The organism is Streptomyces sp. NPDC048258 (genome assembly GCF_043201995.1).
GTDB lineage: Bacteria > Actinomycetota > Actinomycetes > Streptomycetales > Streptomycetaceae > Streptomyces.
In genome coordinates this window covers 18143-35655 of sequence record NZ_JBICZH010000013.1, presented here as the reverse complement: position 1 = coordinate 35655, position 17513 = coordinate 18143, and the positions used below count along the sequence as shown (strand labels likewise).

The 17513-nt window shown below is 72.3% G+C and carries 13 protein-coding genes; 4 read left to right on the top strand and 9 right to left on the bottom strand.

What is annotated here, in order from left to right:
- Positions 1 to 83 precede the first annotated feature (83 nt).
- From ACGFYQ_RS26985 to meaB, 3 genes are read left to right on the top strand one after another with little or no spacing between them, the layout of a single operon-like run.
- Positions 84 to 1961 carry a methylmalonyl-CoA mutase family protein gene (locus ACGFYQ_RS26985; protein WP_393748146.1) on the top strand — a complete coding sequence of 626 codons (1878 nt, stop codon included), beginning with the start codon at positions 84 to 86 and terminating at the stop codon, positions 1959 to 1961.
- A complete protein-coding gene (scpA, locus tag ACGFYQ_RS26980; protein WP_393748144.1) occupies positions 1958 to 4141 on the top strand; it encodes a methylmalonyl-CoA mutase in 2184 nt (727 codons plus the stop codon). The genes ACGFYQ_RS26985 and scpA overlap by 4 nt, the downstream gene beginning before the upstream one ends.
- Before the next feature lie 10 nt (positions 4142 to 4151).
- Positions 4152 to 5132: a methylmalonyl Co-A mutase-associated GTPase MeaB gene (gene meaB / locus ACGFYQ_RS26975; protein ID WP_393748142.1), complete on the top strand. Its 981-nt coding sequence runs from the start codon at positions 4152 to 4154 to the stop codon at positions 5130 to 5132.
- Positions 5133 to 5167: 35 nt separating this feature from the next.
- Here the strand turns inward: meaB and ACGFYQ_RS26970 are convergent, their stop codons facing one another.
- Together ACGFYQ_RS26970 and ACGFYQ_RS26965 are read right to left on the bottom strand one after the other, a co-directional pair.
- Entirely contained in the window at positions 5168 to 8443 is a 3276-nt protein-coding gene (locus tag ACGFYQ_RS26970; RefSeq protein WP_393748140.1) for an NACHT domain-containing protein, read from the bottom strand.
- 73 nt (positions 8444 to 8516) lie between these two features.
- Positions 8517 to 9518 carry an asparaginase gene (locus tag ACGFYQ_RS26965; RefSeq protein ID WP_393748551.1) on the bottom strand — a complete coding sequence of 334 codons (1002 nt, stop codon included), beginning with the start codon at positions 9516 to 9518 and terminating at the stop codon, positions 8517 to 8519.
- Positions 9519 to 9668: 150 nt separating this feature from the next.
- On the opposite strand from ACGFYQ_RS26965, the gene ACGFYQ_RS26960 reads away from it, so the two are divergent.
- A complete protein-coding gene (locus ACGFYQ_RS26960; protein ID WP_393748139.1) occupies positions 9669 to 10124 on the top strand; it encodes an Lrp/AsnC family transcriptional regulator in 456 nt (151 codons plus the stop codon).
- 73 nt (positions 10125 to 10197) lie between these two features.
- On the opposite strand, the gene ACGFYQ_RS26955 is transcribed toward ACGFYQ_RS26960, so the two are convergent.
- From ACGFYQ_RS26955 to ACGFYQ_RS26925, 7 genes are all read right to left on the bottom strand, one after another.
- Positions 10198 to 11007, bottom strand: a complete 810-nt coding sequence (locus tag ACGFYQ_RS26955; protein ID WP_393748138.1) for an ABC transporter permease — start codon at positions 11005 to 11007, stop codon at positions 10198 to 10200.
- Positions 11004 to 11972 carry an ATP-binding cassette domain-containing protein gene (locus tag ACGFYQ_RS26950; RefSeq protein ID WP_393748136.1) on the bottom strand — a complete coding sequence of 323 codons (969 nt, stop codon included), beginning with the start codon at positions 11970 to 11972 and terminating at the stop codon, positions 11004 to 11006. Before ACGFYQ_RS26950 ends, ACGFYQ_RS26955 begins: the two co-directional genes overlap by 4 nt.
- A gap of 93 nt (positions 11973 to 12065) precedes the next feature.
- Positions 12066 to 13556 carry a class II 3-deoxy-7-phosphoheptulonate synthase gene (locus ACGFYQ_RS26945; protein WP_393748134.1) on the bottom strand — a complete coding sequence of 497 codons (1491 nt, stop codon included), beginning with the start codon at positions 13554 to 13556 and terminating at the stop codon, positions 12066 to 12068.
- A complete protein-coding gene (gene trpC / locus ACGFYQ_RS26940; protein WP_393748132.1) occupies positions 13553 to 14344 on the bottom strand; it encodes an indole-3-glycerol phosphate synthase TrpC in 792 nt (263 codons plus the stop codon). The genes ACGFYQ_RS26945 and trpC overlap by 4 nt, the downstream gene beginning before the upstream one ends.
- Positions 14341 to 15375 (bottom strand): anthranilate phosphoribosyltransferase, encoded by a 1035-nt coding sequence (gene trpD / locus ACGFYQ_RS26935; protein ID WP_393748130.1) that lies wholly within the window; start codon positions 15373 to 15375, stop codon positions 14341 to 14343. The genes trpC and trpD overlap by 4 nt, the downstream gene beginning before the upstream one ends.
- Positions 15368 to 15955, bottom strand: coding sequence for an anthranilate synthase component II (locus tag ACGFYQ_RS26930; protein WP_393748128.1), 588 nt, complete (start codon positions 15953 to 15955; stop codon positions 15368 to 15370). The genes trpD and ACGFYQ_RS26930 overlap by 8 nt, the downstream gene beginning before the upstream one ends.
- Positions 15952 to 17439: an anthranilate synthase component I family protein gene (locus ACGFYQ_RS26925; RefSeq protein WP_393748126.1), complete on the bottom strand. Its 1488-nt coding sequence runs from the start codon at positions 17437 to 17439 to the stop codon at positions 15952 to 15954. Before ACGFYQ_RS26925 ends, ACGFYQ_RS26930 begins: the two co-directional genes overlap by 4 nt.
- Between the last annotated feature and the right edge of the window lie 74 nt (positions 17440 to 17513).

The window sequence follows — 17513 nt, the reverse complement described above, 5'->3', positions numbered from 1 at the left end:
GGATCCGTTCCGTACGCCGTGAGAGGGCGAGATCACACCGCTCGGTATGGTGCCACCTGAGCGCCCTCCCCTACATTCGAGCCATGACGGTCCTGCCTGACGACGGGCTCTCCCTGGCCGCCGAGTTCCCTGACGCGACGCATGAGCAGTGGCAGCGCCTTGTAGAGGGCGTACTGCGCAAGTCGGGCAAGGAAGCCTCCGGCGAGGCCGCTGAAGAAGCGTTGTCCACCCCACTCGAGGACGGGCTCACCACCCGCCCGCTGTACACCGCGCCGCCCGACGGGGCGGCTCCCGACACCGGTTTCCCCGGCTTCGCCCCCTTCGTACGGGGCGGCAGGCCGGAAGGCACCACCGCGAACGGCTGGGACGTGCGCCAGCGACTCGCGGGCACCGATCCGGCGCGCCTGAACGAGGCGGTCCTCGCCGACCTGGAGAACGGGGTCACCTCCCTCTGGCTGACCGTCGGCCGCAGCGGCATCCCGGTCGACGGGCTCGCCCGGGCGCTGGACGGGGTCTACCTGGACCTCGCCCCGGTCTCCCTGGACGCCGGAGCCGAATACGCGGAGGCCGCGCGAGCGTTCCTCACCGTGTGCGCCGAGCGCGGGACGCGGCCCACGGCGGTGCGGGCGAGTCTCGGCGCCGACCCCCTGGGCCACGAGGCCCGTACGGGCGAAGCCCTCGACATGGCCGACGCCGTGTCCCTGGCCCAGGAGGCCGCCCACGGCTACCCGGGGGTGCGCGCCCTGACCGTGGACGCCCTGCCGTACCACGAGGCCGGCGGCAGCGCCGCCGAGGAGCTGGGCCTGTCCCTGGCCACCGGCGTCGCCTACCTGCGCGCCCTCACCGAGGGCGGTCTGGGCACCGCGGCGGCCCTCGGCCAGCTGGAGTTCCGCTACGCGGCCACGGCCGACCAGTTCCTCACGATCGCCAAGCTGCGCGCCGCGCGCCGCCTGTGGGCCCGTGTCGCCGAGGCCTCGGGGGCCCCGGAGGCGGGCGCCCAGCTCCAGCACGCGGTGACCTCGCCGGTGATGATGACCCGCCGCGACCCGTGGGTGAACATGCTGCGCACCACCGTGGCCTGCATGGCCGCGGGCGTGGGCGGCGCGGACTCGGTCACCGTGCTCCCCTTCGACAACGAGCTGGGGCTGCCGGACGCCTTCGCGCGCCGGATCGCCCGCAACACCTCCACCATCCTGCTGGAGGAGTCGCACCTGGCCCGCGTGATCGACCCGGCGGGCGGTTCGTACTACGTCGAGCGGCTGACGGATGAACTGGCGCATGCCGCCTGGGCGTTCTTCCAGACGGTGGAGAAGGCCGGCGGTCTGGCCGCCGCCCTGCGCTCCGGGCTGGTCGCCGAACGGCTCGCCGCCACCTGGGCCGTCCGCTCGAAGAAGCTGGCCAAGCGCCGCGAACCGATCACCGGTGTCAGCGAGTTCCCGCTGTTGTCGGAGAAGCCGGTCGTGCGCGAGAGCGCGCCCCCCGCGCCCACCGGGGGACTCCCCCGCGTCCGGCGCGACGAGGCGTACGAGGCCCTGCGCGCCCGCAGCGACGCGCATCTGGCGGCGACCGGCGCCCGGCCGAGGATCTTCCTGGCCGCGCTGGGTCCGGCGGCCGCGCACACCGCGCGGGCCACCTTCGCCTCGAACCTGTTCCAGGCGGGCGGTATCGAGCCCGTTCAGGATCCGATGGCCACCGGCGCGACGACAGACCCGGCGACGGCCGCCGAGGCCTACGCCGCGAGCGGCGCCGACGGCATGGCCGTGCTCTGCTCCAGCGACGCGCTGTACGAGGAGCAGGCCGAGGCGGTGGCCGGTGCCCTGCGTGCCGCGGGTGCCACGACCGTGTTCCTCGCCGGCAAGCCGGGTACCGCAGAGGCTTCCGTGGACGAGTACGTCTTCGCCGGCTGTGACGCCGTCGCCGTGCTGTCCTCCGTACTCGACCGGATGGGAGTGCCGTCTTGAGCATCCCCGATTTCTCCGAGCTGGCGCTCGGCTCCTCCTCCGCCGGGGTCTCCGAGGACCAGTGGCGCTCCGCGGTGAAGGAGTCCACCGGCACCGCGGCCGCGGACCTGCTGTGGGAGACCCCGGAGGGCATCGGCGTCAAGCCGCTGTACACGGGCCGTGACCTGGAGGGCCTGGACTTCCTCCGGACGTACCCGGGCGTGGCCCCGTACCTGCGCGGCCCGTACCCGACCATGTACGTCAACCAGCCCTGGACGATCCGGCAGTACGCCGGCTTCTCCACGGCCGAGGAGTCGAACGCCTTCTACCGGCGCAACCTGGCCTCCGGCCAGAAGGGCCTGTCGGTGGCCTTCGACCTGCCGACGCACCGCGGCTACGACAGCGACCACCCGCGCGTCACCGGCGACGTCGGCATGGCGGGCGTGGCCATCGACTCGATCTATGACATGCGGCAGCTGTTCGACGGGATCCCGCTGGACAAGATGTCGGTGTCGATGACGATGAACGGCGCGGTGCTGCCCGTTCTCGCGCTCTACATCGTGGCGGCGGAGGAGCAGGGCGTCTCCCCCGACAAGCTCGCCGGGACCATCCAGAACGACATCCTCAAAGAGTTCATGGTCCGCAACACCTACATCTACCCGCCCAAGCCCTCGATGCGGATCATCTCCGACATCTTCGCGTTCACCTCGCAGAAGATGCCGCGGTACAACTCGATCTCCATCTCCGGCTACCACATCCAGGAGGCCGGGGCCACGGCAGACCTGGAGCTGGCGTACACCCTCGCCGACGGCGTGGAGTACCTGCGCGCCGGGCAGGCCGTCGGTCTGGACGTGGACGCGTTCGCGCCGCGCCTGTCGTTCTTCTGGGCGATCGGCATGAACTTCTTCATGGAGGTCGCGAAGCTGCGCGCCGCCCGCCTGCTGTGGGCGCGCCTGGTCAAGCAGTTCGATCCGAAGAACGCCAAGTCGCTGTCGCTGCGCACGCATTCGCAGACCTCGGGCTGGTCGCTGACCGCGCAGGACGTCTTCAACAACGTGACGCGCACGTGCATCGAGGCGATGGCGGCGACCCAGGGCCACACCCAGTCGCTGCACACCAACGCCCTCGACGAGGCGCTCGCACTGCCGACGGACTTCTCGGCGCGCATCGCCCGCAACACCCAGCTGCTGCTCCAGCAGGAGTCGGGGACCTGCCGGTCGATCGACCCGTGGGGCGGCAGCGCGTACGTCGAGAAGCTGACGTACGACCTGGCCCGGCGGGCCTGGCAGCACATCGAGGAGGTCGAGGCGGCCGGCGGCATGGCCCAGGCCATCGACGCGGGCATCCCGAAGCTGCGCGTGGAGGAGGCCGCGGCCCGTACGCAGGCGCGGATCGACTCGGGCCGGCAGCCGGTGATCGGCGTGAACAAGTACCGCGTGGAGACGGACGAGCAGATCGACGTCCTCAAGGTCGACAACTCCTCCGTCCGCGCCCAGCAGATCGCCAAGCTGCGACGGCTGCGCGAGGAGCGCGACGAGGCGGTCACGCAGGACACCCTGCGGGCGCTGACGAACGCGGCCGAGCGCGGCGACGGCAACCTGCTGGCCCTGGCGGTGGACGCGGCGCGCGCCAAGGCGACGGTGGGTGAGATCTCCGACGCATTGGAGAAGGTGTACGGGCGGCACGCGAGCCAGATCCGTACGATCTCGGGTGTGTACCGCACCGAAGCAGGCGAGTCCCCGTCCGTGGAGCGCACCCGCGCCCTGGTCGACCGGTTCGAGGAGGCGGAGGGCCGCCGCCCGCGCATCCTGGTCGCCAAGATGGGCCAGGACGGCCACGACCGCGGCCAGAAGGTGATCGCGACCGCCTTCGCCGACCTGGGCTTCGACGTGGACGTCGGCCCGCTGTTCCAGACCCCGGCGGAGGTGGCCCGCCAGGCCGTCGAGGCGGACGTCCACGTGGTGGGCGTCTCGTCGCTGGCGGCCGGCCACCTGACCCTCGTACCGGCGCTGCGCGAGCAGCTGGCGGAGGAGGGCCGCGAGGACATCATGATCGTCGTGGGCGGGGTCATCCCGCCGGCCGATGTCCCGACGCTGCTGGAGATGGGCGCCACGGCGGTGTTCCCGCCCGGCACGGTGATCCCGGACGCCGCCCACGACCTGGTGACGCGGCTGGCCGCGGACCTGGGCCACGAGCTGTAGGCGGCTGCCGGTGCCGAAGATCGACATCGAGGCCTATGCGAAGGGGGTGCTCGACGGGAAGCGCGCGTTCATCGCGCGCGCGATCACGCTCGTCGAGTCCACCCTGCCCGCGCACCGGGCCCTGGCCCAGGGCCTGTTGACGGAGCTCCTCCCGCACGCGGGGAAGGCGCGCCGGATCGGCATCAGCGGGGTGCCGGGGGTGGGCAAGTCCACCTTCATCGACGCGTTCGGCACGATGCTGACGGGTCTGGGCCACCGGGTCGCGGTCCTGGCCGTGGACCCCTCTTCCACGCGTACGGGCGGCTCCATCCTCGGAGACAAGACGCGGATGGAGCGGCTCGCCGTGGACCCGGCGGCGTTCGTCCGTCCTTCACCGTCCGCCGGAACCCTGGGCGGGGTCGCGAAGGCCACCCGCGAGTCGATGATCGTCATGGAGGCGGCGGGCTACGACGTCGTCCTGGTCGAGACGGTCGGCGTGGGCCAGTCGGAGACCACGGTGGCGGGGATGGTCGACTCCTTCCTGCTGCTCTCCCTGGCCCGTACGGGCGACCAGCTCCAGGGCATCAAGAAGGGCGTCCTGGAGCTGGCGGACGTCCTGGCGGTCAACAAGGCGGACGGCCCGCACGAGCGGGACGCGAAGGCGGCCGCCCGTGAACTGTCGGGCGCGCTGCGCCTGATGCACCCCGCCGACGCGGCGTGGACCCCGCCTGTCCTGACCTGCAGCGCCCGCGAGTCGGCGGGCCTGGACGAGGTGTGGAACCGCCTCGAACAGCACCGCACCCTGCTGGACGCGGGCGGCCGGCTGACGGCGAAGCGGGCGTCCCAGCAGGTGGAGTGGACCTGGTCGATGGTCCGCGACGAGCTGCTGGAACGACTGCGTTCGGATCCGGCGGTACGGGACCTCGCGCCGGCCCTGGAGACGGCGGTCCGGTCGGGCACGGTCACCCCCACCTCGGCGGCGGACCAGATCCTGGCGGCCTTCGGAATCTGACGGCAGGCAGGGCGGCACCCCAGGGTGCCGCCCTGTCACTCACAGGTCAGTCGTACGGATGGCGGCAACAGCTCAGCGCCGCGGATGCGGTCACGGCCCACCTCGACGTCGACCGCCTGAAGCTTCGGCAGCTCGGCCAGCGGCGCGACGTCGATGTCGCCCCCATCGGCGACGTCCCAGAGGAATTGGCAGACTTCCAGCCGAGGGAAGACGGTGGGCAGCCGTTGGATGGCCGCCTGTGGGGCTCTCGCCCCGCCGTCGAGGACCAGAGAGGTGACGCCCGGCAGTGTCCAGTCCGCCGACAGCGTCTCGAACGCCGAAGCGGACACCCTGAGGTGGACGAGGCTTCTCAGATCGCGGATTTGCCGCCAGTCGGCGTCCGAGACCGGACTGGACGCAGAGTTGAGCGCGAGGTGCCGGAGACCGGAGAACACAGCGAGCCCCTGGAGCCCGTGCGCGGGGCTGACCTCGCCGTGCAGCATCAGCACCTGCAGAGGAGCATCCGTGGGCAAGTCCTCCACGGACCAACTCGTATCGACAGGACCGCGGAAGCTGAAGCCTTCCAACTCCCGTAGCTGCGCGACCGGACGCAGATCGAGGTCCGGTCGGGGATTCGTGATGCTCAGATGCCGGATCGGCAGGCCGCTGATCGCAGAGAGGTCCGTCAGATCGGAGCAGTTGCTGATGTCGAGAGACGTCAGGGCGGACTGCCCCGTCAGGAAGCCCAGATCGGACACGGTGGTACCCAAGAGGAGGATCTCCGTTGGGCTGTACCGGCCGATGTACCGCGCCACGGCCTCCGAGGAAACGTCGCTCCTGATCTCCAGGCTGTCCGGTCGGAGTCCGAGGCGCTCCAGTTGATGGAGTTGTTCGTCGGACCGGACGGTGTAGCGCAGGTCGGCCGCCTCCAGGCGTGCGATGACCTCGTCGGCGTAGTCGGCAATGTCGAAGCGTGACCAGGCCCACAGAAGCTGGGAACGGACCGGGGTGAAGGGGTGCTTGACGAACTTCGCGAGAAAGGAGACGGCAGCTTCCGACTTGACGTGTGAGGCCGCGATCACCACATTGCAGGCGTCCACATAGCTGAGTTTCTCCGGGCCTGACAGAAGGCCCAGGATCAGCGGGCCGACCTCGGCCAGGGCGCGTGCCTCCCGTTCGTTCCTCGGCGGGATGAGTGTGGCGGTGCGCTCCTCCACGGCCGCGCGCACCTCCGGGTCGAGGGTGGTGGCGTGTTCGAGACAGGCAGCGGCGAGCAGGTAGATGCGTGCCTGGACACGTTTGTCGGGGGACCGGTCTCCCAAGGCGATCAGGTCACGGAAGATCGCGACGCGCTCGCCGGGCCGGGCGAGGGCGACCGCCATCCGGATGACGTCCTCCCACTGGTCGTCGTCGGCGTGGTCGATGAGCAGGCCGAAGTCGCCCTCCTCCACGGCCGCCCGCGCACCGAGGAAGTCCTGGAAGGTGCGGTGGATGAAGTCCACCCTGTCGGGCGCCGGTTCCCGCACGAGACCGCTGCGCTGGAGGAAGTGCGCGAAGACGACGGGTGCTTCGCCCAGGGCGGCCGCCTCCGGGACCGCGGGCAGGGCGCGGGCGATGATGTCCTCCGCGCGGGAACGGTCCATCTCCGTACGGCCGTTCTTGATCAGCCAGTACGCGAGCCGCTGGAGCAGGTCGAGCTGCGGCTCCTCCCGGAGGTCCGGGCCCGCCATGTCGCGTTCGCGGTCGCGGCGGCTCAGCAGCATCGAGAGGGCGGCCTCGTAGAGGTCCTTGCGGCCGTGCGGGAGGTAGCCGCGCCGGTCCCGGTGGAGAGCGCAGATCAGGCCGCACATCAGGGGGTTGGTCGCGAGGCGGCCGAGATCGGGCTTGGTGCGGACCGCCGTGAGGAGCTGGGCCTCGTACTCCTGGAGAACGGCTTCGTCGTCCGTGCCGACGTGGGCCGCCTTGTGCCAGCGCTTGATGAACGTGGTGATGTCCGCGGGGCCCATGGCGGACAGGGTCAGCTCGGTGAAGTCGTCCTCGGCGAGCCAGTCCGCCACCACGGCGGAGGGGCGCGAGGTGACGAGCCAGCGGTTGTCACCGCCGTACGTGTCCATGAGATCCCGCAGCCAGCCGCGGGTCCGCTCCCGCTCACGGTCGGGGATCTCGTCGATGCCGTCGACGAGGACCAGGCCCCGCCCTGCCGCGAGGACCCGGTGCGCCCAGCCGTCGGGCTGCTCTCCCCCGAGCGGACAGCCCGCGGTGGTCAGGAAGTCCTGGGGCGCGGGAAGCCGTTCGCCGTGGCGCGTCAGCGTGCGCAGCGGCAGGACGAACGGGATGCGGTCGTAGAGGTACTCCATCTGCGGGGAGAGGTCCTGACGGGCGGCGGTGACGGCCAGCCACTGGACCAGGGTGGTCTTGCCGGAGCCGGCTTCGCCCCGGAGGAGGACACGGTGACTGCTGGCCAGCGCCTGATCCGCGGGCTGCGGACCCATGGCGTCGCGGTACTCCTGGCGGAACGCGTGGCGTGCCGTCCGCGCCGCCTGCGGATCGACGGAGGCGGCGAGAGCGAGCCCCGCGCCGGCCAGTTCCGGATCCTCGATGATGTGGTCGAGGGACACGCGCGACCGCGACGTCGCTTCCAGGCTCAGGTACGCCGCGTCCAGCGGCCACCGCGTCGGGGAGTTGCTGAGGTCGATCCCGTAGATCGTCAGCTTGCCGTGCTTCTTGGCCACGTACGGCAGGTACACCTGCTCGAACGCGGCGTCCTCGGCGCCGGGCAGCGGATCGCGGCGGATCAGTTCGTCGACCTTGGCCGTCAGCTCGGCGATCCCGCGGGTCTGCTGGACCAAGGCATTGGCCACGAACGTCGAGCGCTGCGTGAAGAAGTGGAGGATGTGGAGGCAGGCGGCTTCGAGCAACCGTTCGTAGAAGTACGTGGCGTCGGTGCTCAGTTGGCGTTCGGGCCGGTCACCGATGCGGCGCAGCTCCCGTGCGAAGGCTTCGGAGCCGAGCCGTACGGCGTCCAGATCGGACATCGTGACGTCACCGAGGGCGTGCAGGGTCGTGGCGAGGGCGTCGACGACCGCTTGCTGTTCGCCGGCGGGGATCGGGCGCTCGCCCGTACGGAGGGCCTGCTTCACCAGCTTGGCGGCCAGGTCGCGGACATCGGATCCCGTGAGCGAGCGCTTCTCGCCCCTGAACGACACGTAGCCGGAGATCCGGACCGGTTTGTCGACGAGACCGGCACCCGGGCCTTCGGCGACGAAGAGTTTCCTGACGAGCGGGGCGATGACCGCCGAGGCGAGTCGGATGCCGATGGTCCCGGGCTCCATGCGTCCCCCCCCGTAGCGCGATGACCGACGCTCCGGATCTTATGGCGCCTCGGTCATGCCCCGCTCGGAAACGCTAGGCGCCGATCAGGACCGGGCCCTCGGCGGAGAGGGTTTCGCGCAGGACGCGGGTCTGCTCCGCGCCGTCGGCGGAGGCCAGCAGTGCGGAGAGCACCGCGATGCGGGCCTGGCCCGCGCGCAGGGTGCCCGTCGGTACGGCTCCGGCGGCGACCAGGTCGACCGCGCCGCCGTGGGTGTAGATCTCGGTGACCGGGCCGGCCATGACGCGCGTGGTGAGCGCGACCAGCACGCCGCGCCCGATGGCGGCCTTGACGGCGTCCACGATCTCGGGGGTCGCGTTGCCCGCGCCCGTCCCGACGAGGACGAGGCCCCGCGCGCCGGCCTCGACGGCGGCGTTCAGCAGCACCGGGTCGCCGTCGGCGTGGTGCACCACCACGTCCACGCGCGGCGGGAGTTCGGGCATCGCGGGCAGCGGGAGCGGGGCGGGGCGCTGGGGGGTGCGGAGCATGGCGACCTTGCCGAAGCCCACCTTGCCGAGGAGTTCCTTCGAGGGGTCGGCGAACGCGTCCAGTGCCACGGCCTCGGTCTTCACGGTGCCGCGGGCGGCGTGCACCCGGCCGGCGAAGGCGATCAGCACGCCCAGTCCGCGCGTGGTGGCGGCGGTGAGCAGCGCGTCGTAGAGGTTGCCCGGTCCGTCGCCGTCGGCGGTGCCCATGGGCCGCTGCGAGCCGGTGAACACCACCGAGCGCGGGTCGTGGTGGTGCAGGTCGACGAGGAACGCCGACTCTTCGAGGGTGTCGGTGCCGTGCGTGACGACGATGCCGTCCACGCCGGGGTCGGCGAGCACCTCGTGCACGGTACGCAGCAGGGTGAGCTGGTGGGCGGTGGTGAGCCGCGGGCTGTTCACGCTGAACAGGTCCACCAGCTCGACGGTGATGCCCTCGGGCAGCGGCGCGGTGGCCATGACCTCGCTGCCGTCGGCGTCCGCCGCGAAACCCGAGCCCTGCCAGCGGCTGGCTATCGTCCCGCCGGTGCTGATGACGACGATCCGTCCCATGGCCGTGGCCGCCCTTTCCTCGTATTCCTGAGTCACTCGCGCACGCGAACTCGCACACGTGTACTGAAACAGCAATCATAGAGAGATCTACGCGCAATGCGATTGCTTCTTCAGTCCCCCCTGTAACACCGGGTGGGTGATAATTGCGCAATGGATGCCATCGACCGGGATATCTTGCGCGAGCTCCAGGCGGACGGCCGGCTCAGCAACCAGGAGCTCGCCCAGCGCGTGGGGCTGACCCCCTCCCCCTGTATGCGCCGGGTGCGCCAGCTGGAACAGGACGGGGTGATCCAGGGCTACCGCGCCGTGATCTCCCCCGAGGCGGTGGGCCGCGGCTTCGAGGTGCTCGTCTCGGTGGAGGTGCGCCGCGACCGTGCGGCGGTCGAGGCCTTCGAGGCGGCCCTGCAGGACATCCCCGACGTCATCGAGGCGTACCGCCTCTTCGGCAGTCCCGGCTGCCTGCTGCGGATCGCCGTCGCGGACCTGCGCGCGTACGAACGCCTGTGGATCGAGAAGCTGACGGCGCTGTCCGGGGTCACCGAGGTCAACTCTCAGATCATCATGAAGCGCATCAAGGAACCGACCGGCCTGCCCGTCGAACGGTGAGCGGGGACGAGGACGCGAGACGGGGCGGCAGCGACCCCCCGGCCGCTGCCGCCCCTGCGTCCACTGCCTCCGGCTACCTGCCCAGGCGGTGCCGGTACGCGCGCATCGACAGCGGGAAGAAGACCGCGACGAAGGCGGCCATCCAGGCCAGACCGCCCAGCAGCGGACCCGTCAGCGGGCCCTCGCCCAGCAGCAGCGAACGGTTGACGTCGGTCATCAGGGTGACCGGGTTGATGTTCACCCAGGTCTGCAACCAGCCCGGCATGGTCTCGGCCGGGGCGAAGACGTTGCTCCCGAAGCTGAGCGGCATGACCGCGCCGATCAGGACGCCGGGGACGGCCGCCGGGGTACGGACCAGGATGCCGGCCAGGATCGACATCCAGCACACGGACAGGCCGAAGGCGATCATGAGGACGACCGCGAACAGCACGGCGAGCGGGTTGGTGTGCACCCGGAAGCCCATCAGCGTGCCCACGCCGAGGACCACGGCGACCGACAGGAAGTAGCGGGCCACGTCCCCGATCACGATGCCCGCCAGCGGCGCGGAGCGGGCGATGGGGAGGCTGCGCAGGCGGTCGAAGAAGCCCTTGGAGATGTCCGTGCACAGCGCGACACCGGTGCCGATGGTGACGAACAGCGGACTGAACACCAGCAGGCCCGGGACGAGTTGCTGGAGGTAGCCGTCGCGGTCGCCGCCGGCGATGGCGCCGCTGAACAGGAACGTGAACATGAACAGCATCAGCAGCGGCTGGAGCGTCACGTCGACCAGGGCGTCAGGGTTCTTCCTGAGCTTGGTGACGTTCCGGGAGGCCAGGGACAGCGCGTTCCCGACCGCTTCCAGCGGGCCGATGCGGCGGCGCGCCGCACGGGTGGGGGTCGTCATCGGAGCTTCTCTTCCGTGAGGGGGGCCCGTACGCCGCCCGGGCTGGTGATCGCGAGGAACGTCTCGTCCATGGTGGGCAGGCGCAGGCCGAGCTCGTCGAAGGCCACGTCGGCCGCGTCGAGCTTGTGGACCAGGGCGGAGAGGATCATCGGGTCCTGGACCGGCACGGTGAGCCGGCCGGTGTCCTCGTCGCGGGCGGGCAACTGGCCGGTGAGGCCGAGCATGATCTGGGCGACGGTGTCCACCTGGTCGCGCCGGGCGGCCCGTACCTCCAGGGTCTGACCGCCCGCCATCCGCTTGAGTTCGTCCGGGCGGCCCTCGGCGACGACCGTGCCGTGGTTGAAGACGGTGATGCGGTCGGCAAGCTGGTCGGCCTCTTCGAGGTACTGCGTGGTGAGCAGGACGGTGACCCCGCCCGCGACGAGCTTGCGGACGGTGTCCCAGACCTCGTTGCGGCTGTGCGGGTCGAGGCCGGTGGTCGGCTCGTCCAGGTAGAGCACCGACGGCCGGCCGACCAGGCTGGCCGCCAGGTCGGCGCGGCGGCGCATGCCGCCCGAGTATGTCTTCACCGGGCGGCCCTCGGCCTCGGTGAGGCCGAAGTCGGCGAGGAGTTCACGGGCGCGGGCCCGCGCGTCGGCGGCCGGCAGCCGCAGCAGCCGGCCGATGAGCGTGAGGTTCTCGACGGCGCTGAGTTCCTCGTCGAGCGCCGCGTACTGGCCGGTCAGGCCGATCACGCCGCGCACCCCGACCGGGTCGCGGATCAGGTCGTACCCGCCGACCGTGGCCCGGCCGGCGTCCGGGGTCAGCAGGGTCGCGAGGATGCGTACGGCGGTCGTCTTCCCGGCCCCGTTGGGGCCGAGGACGCCGTGGACGGTGCCGGCCGGCACCGCGAGGTCGACGTCCCGCAGGGCCGTCGTCTCCCGGTACCGTTTGACCAGTCCCTCGGCCTCGATCGCGAGCGGCATGGGAGTGTCCCTTTCGGTAGGCTGGCGTGCGAGATGTTTCCACCCGCCTGATCGGCGTCACAAGGTCCTTAAGGCCTCGCCTAATCGCCCCGCTCAGGCGGAATGCTGCGAGCGCAGCAAGTCGCCGACACGGAAGGCGAGTTCGATGGACTGCACGGCATTGAGCCGTGGATCGCAGGCCGTCTCGTAACGCGTGCCGAGCTGCCCGTCGAGAATCTCCTCGAGATCACCGCCGAGGCATTCGGTGACGTCGTCACCGGTGAGTTCGAGGTGAATTCCCCCGGGGTGGGTGCCCTCTTCACGGTGTACGGCGAAGAATTCGGCGACTTCGGCGGTGACATCGGACAGCCGGCGGGTCTTGTAGCCGCTGTCGGAGACGAAGGTGTTGCCGTGCATCGGGTCGCAGGCCCACACCGGGGCGTGTCCGGCGGAGCGTACGGCGCGCAGCAGCGGGGGCAGCAGGTCGGCGGCCTTCCCCGCGCCGAGGCGGGTGATCAGGACCAGCCGGCCGGACTCCCGGTCCGGGTCCAGCCGTTCGCACAGCTCGCGCAGGCCCTCCGGGGTGGTGCCGGGGCCGACCTTGACGCCGACCGGGTTGCCGAGCCCGGACAGCAGCTCCACGTGGGCGCCGTCGGGGTCGCGGGTGCGGTCGCCGATCCAGAGCATGTGGGCGCTGGTGCCGAACCAGGTGCGGCGGCTCTCGTCGTAGCGGGTCAGGGCCTCCTCGTAGGGCGGCAGCAGCGCCTCGTGGGAGGTGTAGAGCTGGATCTGCTGCAGTGCGGCCTGGGCGCGGGCGTCCACCCCGCAGGCGGTCATGAACCGCAGGGCCCGGCTGATGTCGTCGGCGGCCAACTCGTAGCGCCGCCCGGCGGCGCTGCGCCGGACGAACTCCTGGTTCCACGCGTGCGCCTGGCCGAGGTCGGCGTACCCGCCGAGGGTGAGCGCGCGCAGCACGTTGAGGGCCGCCGAGGAGTGCTGGTACGCACGCAGCAGCCGGTCCGCGTCGGGGCGGCGGGCCTCGGCGGTGAACTCGGGGGCGTTGACGATGTCGCCCCGGTAGACGGGGAGTTCCACGCCGTCGACGGTCTCGGTGGGGCGGCTGCGCGGCTTGCCGAACTGCCCGGCGATCCGGCCCACCTTCACCACCGGCAGACCGGATCCGTAGGTGAGGACCACGGCCACCTGGAGGATCACGCGCAGCTTGCTCCGTATGCCCTCCTCGGTGCAGGAGGCGAACCGCTCGGCGCAGTCCCCGGCCTGGAGCAGGAAGCCCTCGCCCGCCGCGACGCCCGCGAGCGCGCCGCGCAGGCCCGTGATCTCGTCGGGCAGGACCAGCGGGGGCTGGAAGGCGAGGGTGCTCTCCGCCCGGCGCAGGGCCTCGGGATCGGGCCAGTCGGGCTGCTGGGCGGCGGTCCGCGTACGCCAGGAGGCGGGGCTCCAGGAGCCGGTGGCGGGGGGCGCGTCCACGGAGGCCGCGGCCGGGCCGCTCCCGGCCGGGCCGCTCGCCCTCTGCGTCGCGGCCTCGGTCACGGTCGCGGTCACGGCCTCGGTCGCGGTCGCGGTCGCGGTCGCGGTCGCGGTCATCCGATCAGCTCCTTGATCACGGCACCGGGGTGCTCGGCTCGCATGAGGAGTTCACCGACGAGGACGGCGTCCACCCCGGCCCGTTCGAGTGCGCGGGCGTCCCCGGCGCCGCGGACTCCGCTCTCGCCGACCATGACCCGGTCGGGACCGACCCGGTCGCGCAGCCGGGCGGAGAGCGTGCGGTCGATGCCGAAGTCCCGCAGATCGCGGTGGTTGACCCCGATGACGGTGGCGTCCGCGGCGAGCGCGGCGTCCACCTCCGCCTCGTCGTGCACCTCGACGAGCGGCTCCATCCCCAGCTGCCGGGTGGCGGTGACGAGTTCGGCCAGGCGCGGTGCGCTCAGGGCTGCGGCGATCAGCAGGAGCGCGTCCGCGCCCAGGGCGCGGGCCTCCAGGACCTGGTACTCCTCGACGATGAAGTCCTTGCGCAGGAGCGGGATGTCCGCCTCGGCGCGGACCGCGGCCAGGTCCTCCGGGCTGCCGCCGAAACCGGCCTCGTGGGTGAGGACGGAGAGGGCGGCGGCCCCGCCGGCGACGTAGGCGCGGGCCAGTTCGACGGGCCGGTAGTCCTGGGTGAGGGGCCCCTTGGAGGGGCTGCGGGGTTTCAGTTCCGCGATGACCCCGAGGCCCGGGGCGCGCAGGGCGGCGGTGAAGTCGCGGGGCGCGGGCGCGGCGGCGGCCCGTACGGTCAGTTCGGCCACGGAGCAGGCGGCGCGGCGGCGTTCGGTCTGCTGCCGGGCCTCGTCCACCAGGGTGCCCAGGATTCCGGCCGGTTGTGCGGCGCTCACGCGGACACCTCCAGCCCGGCTCCGGCGAGCTGCCGGGAGACCGCGGCCCACCGGTCCAGCAGGGCCGCGGCGGCGCCGGTGTCGAGGGCGGCGCGGGCCGCGGCGAGTGCCTCGTGCCAGCCGTCGGCCGCGCCCGCGACGCGCAGCGCGGCGGCCGCGTTGAGCAGGACGGCCTCGCGGGCGGGGCCCCGGTCGCCGGCAAGCACCCGGCGGATGACGGCCGCGTTGACGGTACGGTCGCCTCCGGCCAGGTCGGCGGGGGTGTACGGGCGCAGGCCGAGCCCCGCCGGGTCGAAGCGGTACGCCGTACGGGTGCCGTCGGGCAGCAGCTCGACCACGCGGGCGGGGGCTCCGGTGCTGAGCTCGTCCATGCCGTCCTCGCTGTGGAAGACCATCGCGCGCCGGGCACCGAGCCGGGCCAGCACCTCGGCCATCGGCTCGACCAGGTCGGCGCCCGGTACGCCGAGGGTGCGCAGCCGGGCTCCGGAGGGGTGGCAGAGCGGGCCGAGCAGGTTGAAGACGGTCCGGGCGCCCAGCTCGCGGCGCGCCGCGGCGGTGTGCCGGAACGCCGGGTGGAACCGGGGGGCGTACAGGAAGGTGATGCCGGTGGCGGCCAGGCAGTCGGCGGCCTCGCGGGGGCCCAGGTCGATGCGGACCCCGAGTTCCTCCAGCACGTCGGCGCTGCCGCAGGCCGAGGAGGCGCTGCGGTTGCCGTGCTTGGCCACGCGGACCCCGCAGGCGGCGGCGACGATCGCGGAGGCGGTGGAGACGTTGAAGGTGTGCAGGCCGTCGCCTCCGGTGCCGCAGGTGTCCAGCACGTCCGCGCCGAACGGCACGGGGGTGGCGAACTCCTGGGCGGCGCGGGCCATTCCGACCAGGTCGTCGACGGACGCGCCGCGCACGGTCACGGCGAGGGCGAAGCCCGCGATCTGGGCGGTCGTGGCCTCGCCGCGCATGATCGTACGCATCGCGGAGGCGGCCTCCGTCTCGGTGAGGGACCGCCGGGCGACGGTCTTCAGCAGGTCAATCAAGGCTGCACTCCAGGAAGTTGGCGATCAGCTGTTTGCCGTCGGGGGTGAGCACCGACTCGGGGTGGAACTGCACGCCGAAGGTGGGGTGGTCGCGGTGGCGCAGGCCCATGAGGGTGCCGTCCGCGATGTGGGCGTTGCCGGCGAGTTCGGCCGGAAGGCTGTCCGGGTCGACGACCAGCGAGTGGTAGCGGGTGGCGGTGAACGGGTCGGGCAGTCCGGCCAGGACGCCGCTGCCGTCGTGGTGGACAGGGGAGGTCTTGCCGTGGACCTGGGCGCCGCGGACCACGCTCGCCCCGAAGGCCTCGGCGATGGCCTGGTGGCCGAGGCAGACGCCGAGGATGGGGAGCCGGCCGCTGAGCGCGCGGACGGCCTCGACGCAGATCCCGGCGCCGGCCGGGCTGCCCGGGCCGGGCGACAGCAGGAGCAGGTCGTAGGCGGCGAGTTCGGCGACGGTGGTGGCGTCGTTGCGGAAGACCTCGGGCGCTCCGCCCATCTCGCCGATGTAGTGCACCAGGTTGTAGGTGAAGGAGTCGTAGTTGTCGAGGACCGCGACACGGGGTGCGGCGGGCGGGGTCGTCACGCGTGGGCCTCCGCCCGTCGTACGGCGGTGATCATTGCGCCTGCCTTGTGCAGGGTCTCCTGGTACTCGGCAGCGGAGTCGGAGTCGGCGACGATGCCCGCTCCGGCCTGTACGTGCACCTGGCCGTCGGCGACGACCATGGTGCGCAGCGCGATGGCGAAGTCGGCCTGGCCGTCGTGGCCGGCGAAGCCGAGCGCGCCGCCGTAGACGCCGCGGCGGTGCGGCTCCAGCTCGGCGATGATCTCCATCGCGCGGATCTTGGGCGCGCCGGAGAGCGTTCCGGCGGGGAACGCGGCGCGCAGGGCGTCCAGCGGGGTGCGGCCGGGCGCCAGTCGGCCGGAGACGGTGGACGACAGGTGCATCACGTGGGAGAACCGCTCGACGCGCATGACCTCGTCGACGGTGACGCTGCCGATCTCGGTGACCCGGCCGAGGTCGTTGCGGCCGAGGTCGACGAGCATGACGTGCTCGGCGCGTTCCTTCTCGTCGGCGAGGAGTTCGCGCTCCAGCGCGAGGTCGATCACGGGGTCGGGGTGCCGGGGCCGGGTGCCGGCCAGCGGGCGCGTCCGTACGCGGCGGCCCTCGCTCTTGACGAGCAGCTCCGGCGAGGCCCCGATGACGTGCCGGCCCGCGCCCAGGCTCACGTGGTACATGTACGGCGAGGGGTTGGTGGACCGCAGGTGCCGGTAGAGGTCGAGCGGTTCGGCCTCCAGGGGCTTGCTCAGGCGCTGGGAGAGCACGATCTGGAAGGCGTCCCCGGCCGCGATGTGCGCCTGGGCCCGCCGCACCCGGTCGCGGAACTCGCCCTCGGTGAGGTTGGCGGTCCAGCCCGCCGTGGGGTCGGGGACCGGGACCGAGGGCAGCAGGGGGCGGCCGGAGATCCGGCCGGCGGGGACGGACGTGCGCAGCCGCCGGGCCATGGCCTCGATCCGGGCGACCGCCTCCTCGTACCGCTCGGCGGCCGGGCGGTGCAGGGTGATGAGCACGACGCGCTGGGTGGCGTGGTCGAAGACGACCAGGTCGTCGGCGAGCAGGAAGGCGGATTCCGGCAGCCCGGGTCCCGGGCCCGCGGCGAGCGGCAGTTCCTCGAAGTGGCGTACGGATTCGTACCCGAGGTAGCCGACGACCCCGCCGTGGAAGGGCGGGAGTCCGGGTACGGGGGCCTCGGAGGCCGCGAGCCGGTCCTGAAGGGCGGTCAGCGGGTCGCCGTCGGGCAGCGCGAGCGGGACGGGGCGGTGGCCGACGTACGAGTAGCGGGCGACGCCGCCGGAGACGGGCACGCTCTCCAGCAGGAAGCCGGGCTCGTCGGACCCGCAGAGCAGCGCGAAGGCGGCGACCGGGGTGAGGGTGTCGGTCAGGAACTCCTGCCGGACGGGCACCACGTCGTGGGTGCGGGCCAGGGCGGCGGTGGCGGCCCGGTCGGGCACGGTCGCGGTGTCGTCCGCGAGGGCCGTCCCGGTGGCGGCTTCGGTGGGAGCCGGCACAGGTGTCCTCCAAGTGTTTTCCGGTCGATTTCGGTGCTGCGTCGGGGAGGGTGTCCGGCCGGACCGTAACCCCG

Bases quoted from the DNA above. Each gene is read 5' to 3' on its own strand.
- ACGFYQ_RS26965 (WP_393748551.1), bottom strand. From the start codon at position 9,518: ATGGGACGGATCGTCGTCATCAGCACCGGCGGGACGATAGCCAGCCGC.
- ACGFYQ_RS26970 (WP_393748140.1), bottom strand. From the start codon at position 8,443: ATGGAGCCCGGGACCATCGGCATCCGACTCGCCTCGGCGGTCATCGCC.
- ACGFYQ_RS26985 (WP_393748146.1), top strand. From the start codon at position 84: ATGACGGTCCTGCCTGACGACGGGCTCTCCCTGGCCGCCGAGTTCCCT.
- ACGFYQ_RS26950 (WP_393748136.1), bottom strand. From the start codon at position 11,972: ATGCCGCTCGCGATCGAGGCCGAGGGACTGGTCAAACGGTACCGGGAG.
- ACGFYQ_RS26960 (WP_393748139.1), top strand. From the start codon at position 9,669: ATGGATGCCATCGACCGGGATATCTTGCGCGAGCTCCAGGCGGACGGC.
- ACGFYQ_RS26955 (WP_393748138.1), bottom strand. From the start codon at position 11,007: ATGACGACCCCCACCCGTGCGGCGCGCCGCCGCATCGGCCCGCTGGAA.
- ACGFYQ_RS26945 (WP_393748134.1), bottom strand. From the start codon at position 13,556: ATGACCGCGACCGCGACCGCGACCGCGACCGCGACCGAGGCCGTGACC.